Raw genomic sequence first — 15,258 nt, 5'->3', positions numbered from 1 at the left:
CAAGGGTTTGCCGGTTGCCGCACTGCATATCATGGTAGTCTAGTGGATTATTTATTCAGGAGGCTGCCATGATTGAGATCAGTTTATGCATGATTGTCCGTAATGAGGAGAAGAGCCTGCCCCGCTGCCTGGCTTCTGTGGAAGGGCTGGTCGATGAGATCGTCCTTATAGATACGGGATCGGCAGACCGCACCAAGGAGATTGCCGGTGCCTTCGGAGCCGCAGTTTACGATTTTACCTGGATTGAGGATTTCTCCGCTGCCCGTAATTACGCCTTCAGCAAGGCGACCCGGGATTATATCTTCTGGCTGGATGCAGACGACTATCTGAGAGAAGAGGATCAGGCGCTGTTCAGGGAGCTGAAGTCTTCACTGCCGGAACATGTGGACAGTGTGAGTATGCAATATAATCTCGCTTTTGACGGGGAGGGAAGGGTGACGACCTCCTTGCGGCGCAACCGGCTGGTCCGCCGTGCGTGCGGGTTCCGCTGGATCGGTCCGGTGCATGAATATCTGGAGGTCTACGGCCCGTCACTGGCAAGTGCCGTCTGTGTTACCCATGAGAAGGATAAAGCGTACACGGACCGTAATCTGCGGATCTACCGCAAACGGGAAGCGGCAGGGGAGAGCTTCTCTGCACGTGATCAATATTATTTCGCCAATGAGTTGCGTGACCACGGAATTCACAGGGAGGCCTGCCGGTATTATGAGCAGTTCCTCAGCGGCGGGCAGGGCTGGATCGAAGACAATATTCAGGCCTGCCTGCGGCTGGCTGAATGCCTGGAAGCAATGGGGGACAAGGAAGCAGCCTTCACTGCGGTTACCCGTACGCTGCAATATGATGCCCCGCGTGCCGAAGGCTGCTGCCGGCTGGGGACCTGGCATCTGGAGAAGGGCCAGCTTCACCCGGCAATCTACTGGTTTGAGCTTGCCCTTCAGCTGCCCGGACAGGCGGAATCCATGGCGATGAAGAATGAAGCCTTCGCCACCTGGATTCCGAATCTGCAGCTTGCGCTCTGCTATGACCGGCTGGGGCAGCATGAACGGGCCAACCGGTATAATGAGACTGCGCTGCTTCATTCCCCCAGCCATCCCAGCATGCTGTATAACCGGAATTACTTCCAGAAGCTTCTGGGCGACAAGTATGTCTCCTTGCAGCAGCTCTGAGCACCAATAAGCGCTCCCCCGCCAAGGCTGGGGGAGCGCTTATTATGGTCTAAGGATGTCCAGGCATTGCCGCCGGCTCCAGCAGGAGCTGAGGTTCGCTCGTGCGGATGAATTCCAGCACCTTGTCGTAGATAATCCGGTGGCCGTCCCGGTTAGGGTGGATGCCATCCCGGCAGATGAACTTGGTGTAATCCGGCTGCTGCAGGAAGGCGCCCCGGACATCGATAATCTTCGTCTTGGTGCTCTCGGCGACCTTGAGGATCGCGGAGTTGTAACGCTCCTGCCACCAGTAGATCTTGGTGACGCTGCCGAGGAATTTCATAATGTTCACTTCGGAATCGGGATTGTTGCCGCTGACCCACTTGAAGTAGTTGTCCGCATTCAGCGGAGGCAGACTCATCAGGATTGGCGTGATCTCCTGGTTCTTCAGGAAATGAATCATATCAGCCAGCATCCGCTCGAAGGCCGGAAAATCCGTCTTGGGACTATGCTCAGCCTCAGGGTTGCTCGCAATCTCTCCCCAATGGTAGTCGCAGTCATTGCCGCCGTATTCAATCAGCACCACATCGGGCTTCTCCTTCAGGACATCCCGCTTCAGATTGCCGAAGCCCTTCATCAGCGTATTGCCGAATCTGGCAGTATTGCGCATAGCTCCCTTGAGCTTGCCCTGAAGCATAGATACATAGTTATCCTCCAGAATGACATACTTGCTTCGGGTCTCGTCATATACAACGCCCTTGGAGATAGAGTCCCCGCTGACCATATATTTGAACTGAGACCCCATGGACTCTTGCTGCTCCTCATTTCTGTTCATGCTCCCGCCTCCGATAACCCTAGTGTATATACAATCAGTGTAAACCATACATGCAGCCCTGCCTATGTATAGATGTCATGGTTTCTTAGTCCAGTCAGCAGACTGAATTTCCCATAGAATAATGGAGAAGGAATTTGTTACCAGGAGGCCGTGTTGATGACCAAAATCATTGATTTCAGTAAAAGTGCAATTACCAGCTTCAGTCAATCGCTCACTATACCTGTTCCCCTGTCCCCCTCCATCTATACGCTGACCGAATTCGGGCTTGCCACAGTACAAGGCGGAAGTGTCCTGCTCAATGCCACGGTTGGTGTTCAGACAACGCTGGGCAATCCCAATCTGCTGCTTACAATTCTGCGTTCGGGAACACCCGTATTTACCCTGCTGGCAACGGCATCCGGCGGGCAGCAATATGCTCCGTTCAGTTTCTCCTATGTGGACTTTAACTTTACACCGGGGTATTTCACTTATACGTTGACGATTTCACAAGTGAATTCCTCTACGCTGCATTCAGCCAATCTGATAGGTCCTATAGATTTCTCGGGACTGTCCCTGGTGTAAGCGATGACGTTGTCTGCCCTTAGTTTCTTATATTTGTAAAAAAACAGGTCCAGCTGGTTCCTCCAAGCCGGGCCTGTTTTGCCTTGCTATTCTACTTTGTCTATCATCTTTATTCTTCGGAGCTGCCTACCCGTTCTCTGCAAAAGGGCGGCCAACGCGCGCTTTTCCCGCACCGTTCCCGCTTAAAAAGGCGGCAGCCGTCCGCTCCAGGGTTTTAACACTGTTCTCCCAGGTCCATGATTTTGAATCGGCCTCACCGCGCGCGGCGAGCCGGCTCCGGAGTACGGAATCTTGAATAAGCCGCATCACATCCGCCGCAAGCCGGTTCTCATACCGGTAGGACAACAGGCAATTCTCCTCATGGCGGGCATACTCCAGATTTCCTCCCGAATAGACCGAGACTAACGCCGCCCCGCAGCGCATCGCTTCAAGTCCTGGCAATGAACCGGTGTCGAAAATACTAGAGCTCACAAAAATATCAGCACCGTTATAGTGATAGCATAGCTCCTCATCATTGAGCGGGGTGAAGAAGCGGTATTTGCCGCTGTCCATCATTCTTCTCAGGGATTCAGAACTGAAGCATTCATCCGGCGGACTGATGAAATTGATATTGACCCACGGGAAGTGCTGCTTCACGATATCCAGCTGGTTCACCAGATAATTCTGCTCGCGGTGCCAGGAGAACCCGTTCTCCACCTTGCGCAGGATCGCTGTTATGTTCAGCGGCTCCTGAAGCTCTTTACGGATATTCATGTTTCGGAATGAAGCACTGATCCCTACCGGCACAATGCTTCCGCTGATTCCGTGACCCAGTCTAATCAACTCCTGCTGCCATCTCGAGAGGACAATCAGCTTATCGGTAATGTTATAGGAGGGGAAGGAGACCTCGTTCTCTGGCAGAAACAGCGGTTCGTAACACAGAGAGAGGCGGATATGCATGCCCTTGCCGTTCAAGCTGGCTGCCTGTGAGACTGGAACCGTAGTGTAGAAGTTGGAGACGATGATATCACTGACCGGGAAATCGGATTCACGGAGCAGCGTGTGGTCGGTTATCAGCAGAGTGGAATGGACGTCATAGGAAACATCCCCTCCCAGCGGCATGACAATCACAACCTGGTGGCCCCGGGCCGTAAGACCGTTCGTAAGCTCCACAAGCATGCGTTGCGCCCCGCCATGGCATAAGGTAAGAATGGGGAAAGTGAACCGCATCTGTGATCCCTTCCTTTCTGCACAATCGCCCTGCAACAATGCGATAGGTATACTATTTTATTCAGTGAAAAGCGAAAAGTACCGCTAAGCGGTACTTTTGGAGGAAATGGGGTTATGACCGGATGATCAGGAATTGCGCAGATTGCGCAGCAGGTTCACGCAGTCTTGGATCTCCAGGTTATTGACATCCTCGAGCGAGACATCGATCATCGGCTTATGCGCCTCAAGCTTGTCCAGGAACTCAGCGGTGTGGAACAGCCCGGCTCCGGGAGCGCCGTGACGTATGCGTCCGCCGTCCTCGTAGATTCCTTTGAGATGGGCGAGGATGATCCGGTCGCCGAACAGACTGAAGGATTGGTCGACGATCTCATCCTGAAGATGAACCTCTTGACCGATCAGGTTGCACGGATCGAATACGACACCGATGGAGCTGGAGGGCACCTCATCGAGGATTCGCCGCATTTTGGCAGGAGAGGACAGGGTATGGGTGCTGACGCCTTCAAGCCCTAAGAATACGCCCCACTTCTCCGCTTCCTCCGCCAGTTCCTCGACCGTTGCCTTAAGGGCATCCCAGCCTAGCTCCTCATAGCGGTAAGGGTCAAGCTCCTGGAAGGTCGTGAGTGCTCCCGTCTCCGTGGCGACCATAGGGGCACCGAACAGGCGGGCATAGCGCAGATGCTCCTTGAAGCGGTCAATCTCCGCCCGGCGGACCGCAGGATCGGGGTGAATCGGATTGATGTAGCAGCCAAGCACGCCGATGCGGATGCCGGCCTTGTCGAATTGCTCGGCGATATAGGAAGCGAGTCCGGGACTCAGCTTGCCCGGGGAGAGGTCGATATCCTGTATGGCCTTGGACAGAGCGAGCTGTACGAAATCAATATTGTAGGTCTGAAGAGCGGCAGTCAATTCCTTCAGCGGCAGGCAGCCGGCCGTGTGCGCTAACGTTCCGTAACGAATAATAAACAACTCCTTTGGAATTCTATCAATTTATAACTATAATATTAATGACGCTTACATAGACATGCAAGGTTAAAGAGTGCATGCAACAACAGGAGGAATTGAAATGAATGCAATAGAAGCACGTAAGCAAGAGCTGGAGAAGTGCCGTCCGGAGCCTACTCTGGACCGGGAGACGATTGATGAATTTTGGAATGATCTGCTCGCAGAAGATGAGGAGCAGCCGCTGGAGGTGACCCTCACCCCTGAAGAGACCCCGTATCCGGGTATGAAGGTGAGTAAGGTTAGCTACATGAGCTATGGGGAGACTACGATCAATGCCTGGTATATCCAGTCTGCTGTTGATACAGAGGACACGGGAGACCGGCCGTGTATTGTGACCTTTCCAGGGTACACCGGAGACCGGGGATATCCCGAACGTTACGCACATTTCTTGCTGCTTGGATACACTGTCCTGGCTGTAGATGTACGCGGACAGCTTGGCGAGACCGGTAATCTGCTGCCGCAGGAGCACGGGATTGTCAGAGGCTGGATTACCCAGGGGCTGCTGGAGAAGGAGCAATCCTATTATCTGGCGTTAGCTATCGATACGGTCCGGGCTATCGAGACGGCAGCGCAGCTGCCCGGGGTTGATCCGGCACGTATTGCAATTAATGGAGCCAGCCAGGGCGGAGGTATCGCGCTCTTGGCAGGGGCGCTCAGCCGCCGCGTGGCTGCGGTAGCCGCAGACATTCCTAACTTGTGCCGGCTGGATTTCGGAGTGCTGAATTCCACCAGCTCACTCACTGAGATTGCGGATTACCTGAAGCGCTATCCCGAGCACCTTGAGCGTGTGCTGGGAAATCTGGCCTTTTTCGACATCGTTAATTTGGCGCACCGTTTCACCGTCCCTGTTCAGATGTCCGTAGGCTGGAAGGATACAGTATGTATGCCGGAGACGATCTATGCCGCTTATAACCGGATAGAGTCGCCTAAGGAGATTAAGGATTATCCGTTCTCCGGGCATGAGGTGAGCGAATTCCAGCGCAGACAGACGGCACTGTTCTTCCAGGAACATCTGGGCTCCTGAGTGAATTGTTCTAACCCACAGTGATTAGCAGTAAGGGAATGGTGTGAAGATATAGTAAGGGTTGTCGCGAGGCCATGAATAGGCAGTCTAATCACCGGGAGGGAATTACGGATGGATAATCAGACAGGTAAGCTGCCGGCAGGAGTATTGGTGGAGAGCTTTGAGTATGACAAGAAGAATGAGGAGCTTGTGAAAAAGAGCTTCTGGAGCAAAACCCGGAAAGCCGCCGGTAAAATCCCCTTCACCAGAGAAGCGATAGCCATGTACTACTGTGCTATGGATGCCAAAACACCGTTATGGGCGAAAGGGATTGCCTTTGGCGCGCTGGCTTATTTCATTTCCCCGATCGATGCCATTCCCGATGCGCTAATCGGCCTGGGCTTCACAGACGATGCTGCTGTCATGGCTGCGGGCATCCGGGCCATTGCCGGACAGGTCAAGGAGGAGCATAAACAGAAGGCGGAGGAGTTCTTCGAGGATTAAAAATAGCCTGGAAGACAGCGAAGGGATGCAGCGGGTGGCTGCATCCCTATTTTGCTATGCCCCGTTACACTCCGGTGTCTATAGCCGGACTCTCAGAGATCTGCTGCTTCGCCTGATACTCCAGACCCCAATCTCTCATCAGCTTGATGATCGGAATCAGAGACCGGCCGAATTCGGTCAAAGAGTATTCGACCTTCGGCGGCACCTGATGATAGACCTCACGGTGTACAACGCCATCCTCCTCCAGCTCGCGGAGCTGCAGGGTCAGCATGCGCTGGGTGATGCTGGGGCAGATGCGGCGGAATTCATTGAACCGGACTGTGGAATCCATCATATGGTACAAGAGTACCCCCTTCCATTTGCCGCCGATGACATCGAGGGTGAATTCTACAGGACAAGCAAAGGCATTGCCATCAGGGCAGGTGCCGAAACCGCCTTTACGGTCGCGCATCACTGAACACGCTCCTTAGTATCATTTTGTATACTACATCACAAAAATGTGCGTACTTCTAAATGTGTTGTATATCCATTACTATAAGCATGGGAACAGGAAAACGTCAATTCCTTATCATGAACGGTAGACAGAAAGGGAGTATGGAGGATGGAGAACACAAGCACAGTTAGTGAAATGACGAAAGAGCAGATTTTGGCGGCCTATGAGTATAGACATGCGACCAAAGAATTCGACAGCAGCAGAAAGATCAGCGGGGAGGATTTCGGCTTCATTCTGGAGACGGGACGTATGTCACCGAGTTCGTTCGGGTTCGAGCCCTGGAAGTTTGTCGTTGTCCAGAACCCGGAGCTCCGGCAAAAGCTGCTGCCATACGCCTGGGGCGCCCAGAAGCAGCTTCCGACCGCAAGCCATTTCGTGCTTATTCTGGCCAGACAGCCGCGTGATCTGGCAGCTGACTCAGAATATATTCAGAGTATGATGTCGGAGGTGCAGAAGCTGCCGGTTGAGATTGCAGAGGGCAAGCAGCGGGTCTACGGCGCATTCCTGAAAAACGATTTCGGCCTGGCTGGCAATGAGCGGGCGATCTTCGAGTGGGGGGCGCGTCAGACGTATCTGCCCCTTGGCAATATGATGACCGCAGCGGCGCTGATCGGCATCGATTCCTGTCCGGTTGAAGGCTTCGATAAGCAGAAGATGGAGCAGCTTCTGGCCGACGAGGGAATTATGGACCCTGAACATTTCGGACTGGCCTGCATGGTAGCCTTCGGCTACCGCACCGGCGAGCCGCGTACCAAGACCCGGCGGACCGCTTCCCAGGTGATAGAGTGGATCTAAGGGCGGCGTCATCAGCGGGCAGGAGAATCTGCTGAGAATCTAAAAAGAAACGGGTGCAGCCCTCAAGGCAGCATCCGTTTCTTGTTGCAATTTGGAGGACCTGCGGCAGTTCCTGCTTCCGCATCCACCGTAATGAAAATACATAGAAGAGTCGAAAACTTATTGAAAATTTACTGAAAATTCTGCTACTCTTAGGAAGTCAGCCTGCTGCCGGAAAGAGGCTGTTTATGATCGTCATTTCAAGATTGAAGGGATTCCTGCATTATGAAAATCATCCGCATTATCGCCGAGGTCTGCTTGCTGTATGTGTTCTTCCTGGCCGGAGACTATTTGCAAGAGCTGCTTCATTTGCCGATTCCAGGCAGTATCGTGGGACTGTTGCTGCTGTTCGTTCTGCTGCTGCTGAAGATTGTGCCGGTGAAGCTGATCGAGAACGGCTCGTCCTTTATACTGGCTTATCTGCCCATGTTCTTCATCCCCGCCACCGCAGGCATTATGAACCATCTGGATATCTTCAGCGGAAGAGGGCTGCTCCTGATCGGCATTCTTGTCATCAGCAGTGTGCTGACCATGGTTGTCACAGCACATTCCAGCCAGTGGATTGCAGCCCGCAGCGTCAAACGCTTAACACGCCGGACGTACCGTGCCCGTAATCTCCACGGGAAGGGGAAGGAAGCATGAGAATTCTGCTGGCCATTGGTTTCGTGCTGATGAACGTTGTGATCTATCTCTTCATGTCCATGCTGTACAAACGCTACCGTCTTCCTGTCCTCCTGCCCGCGCTGACCGCAACGTTTACGGTTGTTGTTCTGCTCATGGGCTTCCATATCTCTTATGAGACTTATATGATCGGTGGCGACTGGATTAACCGCCTGCTGGGACCAGCCGTAGTGTCGCTGGCCTATCCCTTATACAAACAGCGGCATGTGCTGTGGAAGAACCTCCCCGCCATTCTCGGCGGAACAGTCACCGGACTTATGGTCGGAATGTTCAGCGGACTGCTGATGGCAGCCGGACTCGGCTTCTCCAAGCTGTATGTGCTGTCCATTCTGCCCAAGTCGATTACCACCGCTGTAGCGATCCAGATCTCCAGCAATCTCGGCGGAGATTCATCGCTGACCTCCGTCTTCGTGATGGTTGCCGGCTTCACCGGCGCGATTGGCGGCCCCTATATCATCAAGCTGTTCAGAATCCGCAGCGAGTCGGGGATCGGCATTGGCCTGGGCACAGCTTCCCATGCTCTCGGCACAGCCAAGGCGCTGGAATACGGCGAAGAGTCGGTGTCCATGAGCTCTGTAGCCATGACCGTATGCGCGATTGTCGGCTCCATTGCCGGACCGCTAGTCGCCTGGATCATGTACCATTAAGCTTGCAGTGCTTCAGTAATCAGCCGTTCACGCGCAGCCGGATCACATTCCAGGAAGCAGCCGGAAGCATTGCACTCACCCGGCCGCCGTCTGCGGCTGCCGTTCCCCGGTTGTGCGGAAGCACATTCGACGGGTTGGAGCGGGTATTGGCCGCCTGAAGATCCTCATGCTCAAGAACCGTGTGCTGAATAACCTCTACAGCGCCGAAGCTCCGCAGATCAACCGCCAGCTCCATGCCTTCGCTCAGATGGCGGTTCACTGCAAACACAGTTACCTCGTTCAGCTCCTCATTATATACACTGACCGCTTCCAGATAAGGAACGTCGGTGAAATCCTTGGAGTCATATTTCGCACTTGTAATCAACGGGTGAAGCACTGTTCCCCGGCCGTAGATGGAGGCATGCATGTAAGGATAATAAGTGGTCTGCAGCCAGAGCGGTCCGCCGTCCTCCGTCATAATCGGTGCAATGACATTAATGAGCTGGGCGATACAAGCCATCTTGACCCGGTCTGCATGCTTGAGCAGGCTGATCAGGCAGCAGCCCACCACCAGCGCATCCTCCAGGGTATAGACATCCTCGAATTCAGGCGGTGCAATCTGCCAGTGCTGCTCAGCACGGCTAGAGCCCTGCGACTTCCACACATTCCATTCATCAAGGGAGAGGTAAATCTTTTTCTTGCTTTTCTTCTTAGCCTTGATATAATCACATACTGCTGCTACGCTGTCGATGAACTGATCCATATCGAGCGATTGGGCCAGGAAGTTCGCTGTATCTCCATCATTGTTATTGTAGTAGGTGTGCAGCGATAGGAAATCTACATTATCGTAGGTGAGATCCAGAACTGTAGCTTCCCATTCGGCAAAAGTACTCATATTGCTGCCCGAGCTGCCGCAGGCGACAAGCTCCAGGGAAGGGTCTACCCAGCGCATCGCTTTAGCGGTCTCATTGGCGAGTCTTCCGTATTCGACTGCAGTTTTGGCTCCAATCTGCCAAGGACCGTCCATTTCATTGCCCAGACACCAGGTGCGGAAATTGTGCGGAGTCTTGTAGCCATGGGAGATCCGCAGGTCGCTCCAGTAAGAGCCGGAGGGATGGTTGCAATACTCGACCAGATTTCTTGCAGCGTCGATCCCGCGGGTGCCGAGGTTCACTGCCATCATCACTTCGGAGCCGGCCAGCTTGGCCCAATCGGCGAATTCATTTGTACCTACCTGATTAGTCTCTGTAACCCACCAGGCAAGTTCAAGAGAGCGCTTCCGTTCTTCTTTGGGTCCGACGCCGTCTTCCCAGTTATAGCCGGATACGAAGTTGCCTCCCGGATAACGGATGATTGGTACGCGTAGTGCCTTAATGGCCTCAAGGGCATCACCGCGGAATCCGTTCGCATCAGCGGTAGGATGTCCAGGCTCATAGATTCCGCCATACACGGCCCGGCCCAAATGTTCAATGAAGGAACCATACAGCCTTGGATCTACCTCGGCCAGCTTGAAGTCTTTGTCGACAATCATCTTGGATTGAATGCTCATAGTTTGAAGCTCCTTTTTGTTAGATTAATGAAATAGCTAATCGTTCAAGCCCGTTTATGATTACATGATACGAATTACGGGGTATACTAAGCAATAATTAATTTCAGGATTAACATAATAACTAATTCAAAGAGCGCGGAGGGCTACCGATGTATTTAACCACAGATTCCGAATCGCTGAAGGTCTATGAAGCACTTGCCAGCGAAGTGCGGCTGCGGATCATCGATCTGCTTAGCAACGAGGAGATGCATATCAAGGAGATTGCAGCCCGGCTGTATCTCAGCAGTGCCATTGTCAGCTCGCATGTAGCGAAGCTGCAGAAGGCGGGCATCGTCAGCTCCCAGATGAAGCGGATCGATGGGGGGACTTATAAATTCTGCTCACTTTCTGCGAATTTCTTGCAGATTAAATTATCCGGGGCCAAAGGAATCGCCCGCAAGGTGGTCGAGGTCTCTGTGCCTGTCGGGCATTACACCGATCTGGAAGCCTCACCGACCTGCGGCATTGCCACCACCGAGAAGCTGATCGGGTATTATGACGACCCGCGTTATTTCCTGGACCCGCAGCGGGTGGATGCCGGCATACTCTGGTTCGCCAAGGGATACGCGGAATATAAGGTTCCGAATTATCTGTTCATGGATCAGACGGTGCAGGAGATTGAGATATCCATGGAGATCGGCTCGGAGGCGCCGAGTGTAAACGAGAAGTGGCCTTCGGATATCTCTTTTATGATGAATGGCATTTCACTTGGCAAATGGACCAGTCCCGGTGACTTCGGCGTAATGAGAGGCCGGCTGACCCCTGCCTGGTGGAAATCGGATGTGAACCAGTACGGGCTGCTGAAGGTGCTCAGAATTAATGCAGGAGGAACTTATATAGACGGCCAGCAGATATCGGCAGTTACCATTGATCAGGTGGGCTGGCAGCAGGATCAGTGGAGCTTCAGGTTCACGGCAGAAGACACCACCCGAAGGCGGGGCGGCTTAACGTTATTCGGGCGCGGCTTCGGGAATTATGAGCAGGATATTGTGTTTCGTGTGTATTATGAGTAAGAGGGGCCTGTCCGGCGAATGGCAAGGGAATGGAAAAGACAAGTACATTGGGAGCTTTGTTCAGATGGGATGTTTGCAAAAGGGGTCCGCGGGTAACTATAACTAAGTAATCCAAATCGCGCACAACTTGCATACAAGGAGGAATTCACATGTCAGATCATTCCGGTAATGAAGCAGACATCCGCAACAAAGAGAATAAAGACGGGGATTCACTCGCAGAACGAAAAAAGATGGAAAACGGTGTGGATATTGAACCGGAAGCCGATGATTGGGAAGCCAAACCGGCCGAAACGGCCCATCCTGACCCGCTGCCTAAGAATTAGGAGCTGGGGTATAGGGTATAAGGCAAATAAGGCATAAGCCAAAAGGCAACATAAGGCAACATAAGGCATATGGCTTATGGACGTAGCAGACTGTCCCTCCGGGGACAGTCTTTTTCTAATGAGAAGCCTAAAATGTATGCGAAAACCGAATACAATGTGCTGGTCCAAACGCAGGAAGTTTTATTAGCATGCGGATGGAGAAACATGAGGAACCGCCTGGGAATTGAATAAAACAGCAGCATCTTAACAGGGTCAGCCATGTGCAGGTCCGCCAGATTTTCCCGTCATAACGTCCGGTTCCTGGAGGCATACTAGCTCCAATTGGAAAATTAATGGGACCGGAGGCGTGAATAACGATGACACCGTTACTTTTACAGCAAAGTTACAGTATAGTGGCTGCATCAAGCCCCTATCTGTTCTATTTCACTGTATATTCGTTCCTGGGGTGGGTCCTTGAAGGCAGCTATAACCTCTACAGCACTGGGACTTTTCGGAAAGAAGGATTCCTCAAAGGGCCATTCAAGCCCATGTATGGCTGCGCACCGCTGCTGCTGCTGGCGGCACATGAAATTAGCCTTCCCTTTCCTTTATTCCTCCTGCTTGCTCTTATCGTCCCTTCGGCGGTTGAATTTGTCAGCGGCTGGCTGCTTAAGGGGATCTTTCGTAGGCAGTGGTGGGATTATTCAGGGATGCCGTTTCAGCTGCAAGGGCATATCTGCCTGAAATTCTCGCTGTATTGGTGGGGACTGTCACTGGCTTGCATCTATGGCTTGCAACCGCTGGTACACTTCCTGTATCTGCATATGGAGCGGATATGGATGCCCATACTTCCCATCGTCCTGCTGCTATTCACAGCGGATCTGCTGTGGACCTTCCGCACCCGCCGCCGCGGGCTGCAATTGCTGGATCATCTGTTGGAACCGCCAGAGCTTGGCGAAGGTTGAAGAGTTAGTGAAGAATGGAAACATGAAAATTACAAAGAACCCACAGATATCTCCGCCTTATGGCTGGAGATATTTTTGGGTTATATAACCTGTCAGACAAGGAATATCATGCAACCATGTCAAATATAGTGCTAACCCGGTTTATCCATAAACCGTGGAGCGGGAGGGCACATGAAGAACTTTTTCAGCAAATACAGCCGGGTTATTATTATTCTTGAAACACTACTTATTGCGGTACTTTCACTATTGCTGATACGGGAAGTCAACAAGCCAGTCCCTCTGGTCAGGGACCAGCGGAACTTGATTACGCATTTTGATCAGCTGGATTTGGACAGAATTACAGAAATGATACATAGATTTAAGGAAGGCAAGGGTGATAACCTCACCATGCTTCAGTGGGGTGTTGACAGCGGGCCGTATATTCATGATTTCTACAACGATGGCAGGGTACTGCACTGGACGGTGGACAACAGCCGGGACTGGGCAGGAGACGGCGGGAAGATTGAGTATGTATGCAGAGCGATCCGGCTTGCCGAGACTATGGAATACTATAGGGTAGAGCTGACGGATTGTGAGAATCAATCGGATGATTTCGTGGTTCATCCGGTTTCTTTCCGCAAGGATGAGCTATAGGCTGGAATTAAGAAGGATATAGGGTCTAATTGGATTCAAGTCAGGAGGAAGCTTCATGTCAATGTCTGAGTATTACCGGGAGCTGAGGGGGAAGGCGGGCAACGGGCTGCTAATGATGCCGTCTGTAGCGGCAGTAGTAAGGGATGAACAGGACAGAATTCTGCTGATCCGCAAAAAGGATGAGACGTTATGGGGCCTTCCGGCCGGAGCGATTGAACCTGGAGAGACTCCGTCCAGGGCGCTGCGCAGAGAGGTGTTCGAAGAGACCGGCTTAATGGTGACGCCTGAACAGATTATCGGCGTATTCGGCGGTGAGAAATTCAGATATGAATATAGCAATGGAGATCAGGTAGAGTACACGGTTATTGTATTTGAATGTATCATTGTTAAAGGCCAGCTCAGAAGCCTGGACGGGGAGGCGGAGGAACTGAAGTTCTTCAAGGAAGATGAGTTGCCCGGGCTAACCATCCCGTATCCCCCGAAGCTGTTCGTGCGGGATGATGCTGCGCCCAGGAAGGTTATATTTGATTGAGAGAAATAAAGGAGTAGTTTCCAGTGCGGAATTCATTAATACGATCCAGAATGATCTACTGCGGCGCAGTACTCCTGGCCATTGTACTGGGTCTTGGGACCAGGGCATACGGGAACCAGCTGCCGCACTTTGTCAGCGAACACTTTGGGGATGCGATCTGGGCAGGGATGATCTACCTTGCTTCCCGGGTGCTGCTGGTCCGGCATCCGCTATGGATGTCGCTTGCCCTTAGCCTATGCTTCAGCTTCGGAATTGAGTTCAGCCAGCTCTATCAGGCAGAGTGGATTCTGCATGTGCGTGCTACAACCCTGGGCAGCTTGATTCTCGGCCACGGCTTCCTCTGGGTTGATCTGGTCCGGTATACAGCCGGAATCCTGTTCTGCTGGATGGTTGATCAAATCTTACAAAATTGATTCTGGATTATATAGGAAGAAGAATATATATTAAGTGAGGCGATCCGGTCTGTAATAATCTGGAACAAGAAAGCCGGTCATCTGCCGAATGCTGCCTGATTTGGAGATGAGTAACCGTAAATGACAAATAGTTTGTTGGTGGTATGTCTGTTGACTCTGATTATTCATACGGCGGAAACCTTGTCGTATTCGGTGCGTTTTGCCGGAGTGAAGCTGAACAAGATCGCTATCGCCTTATCCCTGACCGGAATTATCGTGCTGGTCTCCAGAACCGCAAATATGGTACAAGGCCCCTTAACGGCGAAGTTCGTAGATTATGCTAAAGCTGACGACAGCTTCCCGCTGCTCAACTATCTGCGGATTATTATGCTGGCATCTTCACTGGGTACATTGATCGCCATTGCGTTGTTTCCGACGTTCGTAGGACTATTCGCAAGAGTGATCTCCAAGCTGGAGATTGAAGGCTCCATTCCCAAGCTTCTGACAAGTGTAACGGTCAGCCAGCTCAAGAATACGCGCAAATATATCCGTAGACCGAAGGTCAGGCTGAGCAGCTTCCGGTATCTTGGAATTCCCAAGCGCTTCATTGTGATGAATGTCTTCGTGACGGCCTTCTACACGGTAGGCGTGTTATCCTCAATGTATGCGGCCAAGCTGTTGCCTGCGTTCAGCACCACTGCTTCCCAGGCATCAGGTCTGATTAACGGGATAGCAACGATACTGCTGACGGTGTTCATCGATCCGCAGCTGGGAATTATCACTCATAAGGCAACCGAGAATGCGCAGTACCGTGACCAGCTCGGGAAGATCTATGTACTCCTGATGGGCTCGCGCTTCCTTGGGTCGCTGCTGGGCCAAGCCCTGCTGGTACCGGGAGCCTTCATCATCACCTGGCTGGTGAAGCTGCTCTAAGCTTCAG

The 15,258-nt window shown here is 52.4% G+C and carries 19 protein-coding genes; 14 read left to right on the top strand and 5 right to left on the bottom strand.

The features are described from left to right. Window positions 1-68 precede the first annotated feature (68 nt). Complete coding sequence (locus NST04_RS23985; RefSeq protein WP_341186456.1) at window positions 69-1,166, top strand: glycosyltransferase family 2 protein; 1,098 nt, start codon at window positions 69-71, stop codon at window positions 1,164-1,166. A gap of 49 nt (window positions 1,167-1,215) precedes the next feature. Here NST04_RS23985 and NST04_RS23980 read toward each other — a convergent pair whose 3' ends face one another. Beyond that, window positions 1,216-1,980: an SGNH/GDSL hydrolase family protein gene (locus NST04_RS23980; protein ID WP_341186455.1), complete on the bottom strand. Its 765-nt coding sequence runs from the start codon at window positions 1,978-1,980 to the stop codon at window positions 1,216-1,218. Between the two features lie 156 nt (window positions 1,981-2,136). Here NST04_RS23980 and NST04_RS23975 point away from each other — a divergent pair, with 156 nt between their 5' ends. Beyond that, window positions 2,137-2,541 (top strand): hypothetical protein, encoded by a 405-nt coding sequence (locus NST04_RS23975; protein WP_341186454.1) that lies wholly within the window; start codon window positions 2,137-2,139, stop codon window positions 2,539-2,541. A 126-nt stretch (window positions 2,542-2,667) separates the two neighbouring features. On the opposite strand, the gene NST04_RS23970 is transcribed toward NST04_RS23975, so the two are convergent. Continuing rightward, the gene (locus NST04_RS23970) at window positions 2,668-3,750 is read right to left on the bottom strand and encodes a glycosyltransferase family 4 protein (protein WP_341186453.1); all 1,083 of its coding nucleotides are present in this window, start codon (window positions 3,748-3,750) and stop codon (window positions 2,668-2,670) included. Between the two features lie 126 nt (window positions 3,751-3,876). Beyond that, entirely contained in the window at window positions 3,877-4,716 is an 840-nt protein-coding gene (locus NST04_RS23965; RefSeq protein WP_341186452.1) for a sugar phosphate isomerase/epimerase family protein, read from the bottom strand. Window positions 4,717-4,813: 97 nt separating this feature from the next. Here NST04_RS23965 and NST04_RS23960 point away from each other — a divergent pair, with 97 nt between their 5' ends. Further along, entirely contained in the window at window positions 4,814-5,776 is a 963-nt protein-coding gene (locus NST04_RS23960; RefSeq protein WP_341186451.1) for an acetylxylan esterase, read from the top strand. Window positions 5,777-5,887: 111 nt separating this feature from the next. After that, window positions 5,888-6,259, top strand: coding sequence for a YkvA family protein (locus NST04_RS23955; RefSeq protein ID WP_341186450.1), 372 nt, complete (start codon window positions 5,888-5,890; stop codon window positions 6,257-6,259). A gap of 64 nt (window positions 6,260-6,323) precedes the next feature. Here NST04_RS23955 and NST04_RS23950 read toward each other — a convergent pair whose 3' ends face one another. Then, window positions 6,324-6,710 carry a winged helix-turn-helix transcriptional regulator gene (locus NST04_RS23950; RefSeq protein ID WP_341186449.1) on the bottom strand — a complete coding sequence of 129 codons (387 nt, stop codon included), beginning with the start codon at window positions 6,708-6,710 and terminating at the stop codon, window positions 6,324-6,326. Between the two features lie 150 nt (window positions 6,711-6,860). Here NST04_RS23950 and NST04_RS23945 point away from each other — a divergent pair, with 150 nt between their 5' ends. The 3 genes from NST04_RS23945 to NST04_RS23935 all read left to right on the top strand — a co-directional run bounded on the left by NST04_RS23945 (window position 6,861) and on the right by NST04_RS23935 (window position 8,914). Next, complete coding sequence (locus NST04_RS23945; RefSeq protein WP_341186448.1) at window positions 6,861-7,547, top strand: NAD(P)H-dependent oxidoreductase; 687 nt, start codon at window positions 6,861-6,863, stop codon at window positions 7,545-7,547. A gap of 264 nt (window positions 7,548-7,811) precedes the next feature. After that, complete coding sequence (locus NST04_RS23940) at window positions 7,812-8,228, top strand: CidA/LrgA family protein (RefSeq protein WP_036695124.1); 417 nt, start codon at window positions 7,812-7,814, stop codon at window positions 8,226-8,228. Beyond that, window positions 8,225-8,914: an LrgB family protein gene (locus NST04_RS23935; protein ID WP_341186447.1), complete on the top strand. Its 690-nt coding sequence runs from the start codon at window positions 8,225-8,227 to the stop codon at window positions 8,912-8,914. The genes NST04_RS23940 and NST04_RS23935 overlap by 4 nt, the downstream gene beginning before the upstream one ends. Window positions 8,915-8,933: 19 nt before the next feature. On the opposite strand, the gene arfA is transcribed toward NST04_RS23935, so the two are convergent. Then, window positions 8,934-10,442: an arabinosylfuranosidase ArfA gene (gene arfA / locus NST04_RS23930; RefSeq protein WP_341186446.1), complete on the bottom strand. Its 1,509-nt coding sequence runs from the start codon at window positions 10,440-10,442 to the stop codon at window positions 8,934-8,936. A 149-nt stretch (window positions 10,443-10,591) separates the two neighbouring features. Here arfA and NST04_RS23925 point away from each other — a divergent pair, with 149 nt between their 5' ends. The 7 genes from NST04_RS23925 (at window position 10,592) to NST04_RS23895 (ending at window position 15,251) form a co-directional block, all read left to right on the top strand. Then, window positions 10,592-11,494, top strand: coding sequence for an ArsR/SmtB family transcription factor (locus NST04_RS23925; RefSeq protein ID WP_341186445.1), 903 nt, complete (start codon window positions 10,592-10,594; stop codon window positions 11,492-11,494). A gap of 149 nt (window positions 11,495-11,643) precedes the next feature. After that, window positions 11,644-11,817: a hypothetical protein gene (locus NST04_RS23920; RefSeq protein WP_179090391.1), complete on the top strand. Its 174-nt coding sequence runs from the start codon at window positions 11,644-11,646 to the stop codon at window positions 11,815-11,817. Window positions 11,818-12,173: 356 nt separating this feature from the next. After that, window positions 12,174-12,761, top strand: a complete 588-nt coding sequence (locus NST04_RS23915; protein ID WP_341186444.1) for a putative ABC transporter permease — start codon at window positions 12,174-12,176, stop codon at window positions 12,759-12,761. A gap of 345 nt (window positions 12,762-13,106) precedes the next feature. After that, the gene (locus tag NST04_RS23910; RefSeq protein WP_341186443.1) at window positions 13,107-13,394 is read left to right on the top strand and encodes a hypothetical protein; all 288 of its coding nucleotides are present in this window, start codon (window positions 13,107-13,109) and stop codon (window positions 13,392-13,394) included. Between the two features lie 55 nt (window positions 13,395-13,449). Beyond that, the gene (locus NST04_RS23905) at window positions 13,450-13,926 is read left to right on the top strand and encodes an NUDIX domain-containing protein (RefSeq protein ID WP_341186442.1); all 477 of its coding nucleotides are present in this window, start codon (window positions 13,450-13,452) and stop codon (window positions 13,924-13,926) included. 23 nt (window positions 13,927-13,949) lie between these two features. Beyond that, window positions 13,950-14,339: a ribosomal maturation YjgA family protein gene (locus NST04_RS23900; protein ID WP_341186441.1), complete on the top strand. Its 390-nt coding sequence runs from the start codon at window positions 13,950-13,952 to the stop codon at window positions 14,337-14,339. A 120-nt stretch (window positions 14,340-14,459) separates the two neighbouring features. Continuing rightward, a complete protein-coding gene (locus NST04_RS23895) occupies window positions 14,460-15,251 on the top strand; it encodes a lipid II flippase Amj family protein (RefSeq protein ID WP_076154567.1) in 792 nt (263 codons plus the stop codon). Window positions 15,252-15,258 lie beyond the last annotated feature (7 nt).

The sequence above is a fragment of the Paenibacillus sp. FSL H7-0756 genome (assembly GCF_038006765.1).
In the GTDB taxonomy this organism is placed as follows: Bacteria; Bacillota; Bacilli; order Paenibacillales; family Paenibacillaceae; genus Paenibacillus_AQ.
Note: the sequence above shows the minus strand (reverse complement) of the source record. Positions and strands in the feature narration are given on the sequence as shown.

Excerpts from the sequence above, each read along its gene's own strand:
- NST04_RS23985 (WP_341186456.1), top strand. The coding sequence starts at position 69 with ATGATTGAGATCAGTTTATGCATGATTGTCCGTAATGAGGAGAAGAGC.
- NST04_RS23980 (WP_341186455.1), bottom strand. The coding sequence starts at position 1,980 with ATGAACAGAAATGAGGAGCAGCAAGAGTCCATGGGGTCTCAGTTCAAA.
- NST04_RS23975 (WP_341186454.1), top strand. The coding sequence starts at position 2,137 with ATGACCAAAATCATTGATTTCAGTAAAAGTGCAATTACCAGCTTCAGT.
- NST04_RS23970 (WP_341186453.1), bottom strand. The coding sequence starts at position 3,750 with ATGCGGTTCACTTTCCCCATTCTTACCTTATGCCATGGCGGGGCGCAA.
- NST04_RS23960 (WP_341186451.1), top strand. The coding sequence starts at position 4,814 with ATGAATGCAATAGAAGCACGTAAGCAAGAGCTGGAGAAGTGCCGTCCG.
- NST04_RS23955 (WP_341186450.1), top strand. The coding sequence starts at position 5,888 with ATGGATAATCAGACAGGTAAGCTGCCGGCAGGAGTATTGGTGGAGAGC.
- NST04_RS23950 (WP_341186449.1), bottom strand. The coding sequence starts at position 6,710 with ATGCGCGACCGTAAAGGCGGTTTCGGCACCTGCCCTGATGGCAATGCC.
- NST04_RS23945 (WP_341186448.1), top strand. The coding sequence starts at position 6,861 with ATGGAGAACACAAGCACAGTTAGTGAAATGACGAAAGAGCAGATTTTG.
- NST04_RS23940 (WP_036695124.1), top strand. The coding sequence starts at position 7,812 with ATGAAAATCATCCGCATTATCGCCGAGGTCTGCTTGCTGTATGTGTTC.
- NST04_RS23935 (WP_341186447.1), top strand. The coding sequence starts at position 8,225 with ATGAGAATTCTGCTGGCCATTGGTTTCGTGCTGATGAACGTTGTGATC.
- arfA (WP_341186446.1), bottom strand. The coding sequence starts at position 10,442 with ATGAGCATTCAATCCAAGATGATTGTCGACAAAGACTTCAAGCTGGCC.
- NST04_RS23925 (WP_341186445.1), top strand. The coding sequence starts at position 10,592 with ATGTATTTAACCACAGATTCCGAATCGCTGAAGGTCTATGAAGCACTT.
- NST04_RS23920 (WP_179090391.1), top strand. The coding sequence starts at position 11,644 with ATGTCAGATCATTCCGGTAATGAAGCAGACATCCGCAACAAAGAGAAT.
- NST04_RS23915 (WP_341186444.1), top strand. The coding sequence starts at position 12,174 with ATGACACCGTTACTTTTACAGCAAAGTTACAGTATAGTGGCTGCATCA.
- NST04_RS23910 (WP_341186443.1), top strand. The coding sequence starts at position 13,107 with ATGATACATAGATTTAAGGAAGGCAAGGGTGATAACCTCACCATGCTT.
- NST04_RS23905 (WP_341186442.1), top strand. The coding sequence starts at position 13,450 with ATGTCAATGTCTGAGTATTACCGGGAGCTGAGGGGGAAGGCGGGCAAC.
- NST04_RS23895 (WP_076154567.1), top strand. The coding sequence starts at position 14,460 with ATGACAAATAGTTTGTTGGTGGTATGTCTGTTGACTCTGATTATTCAT.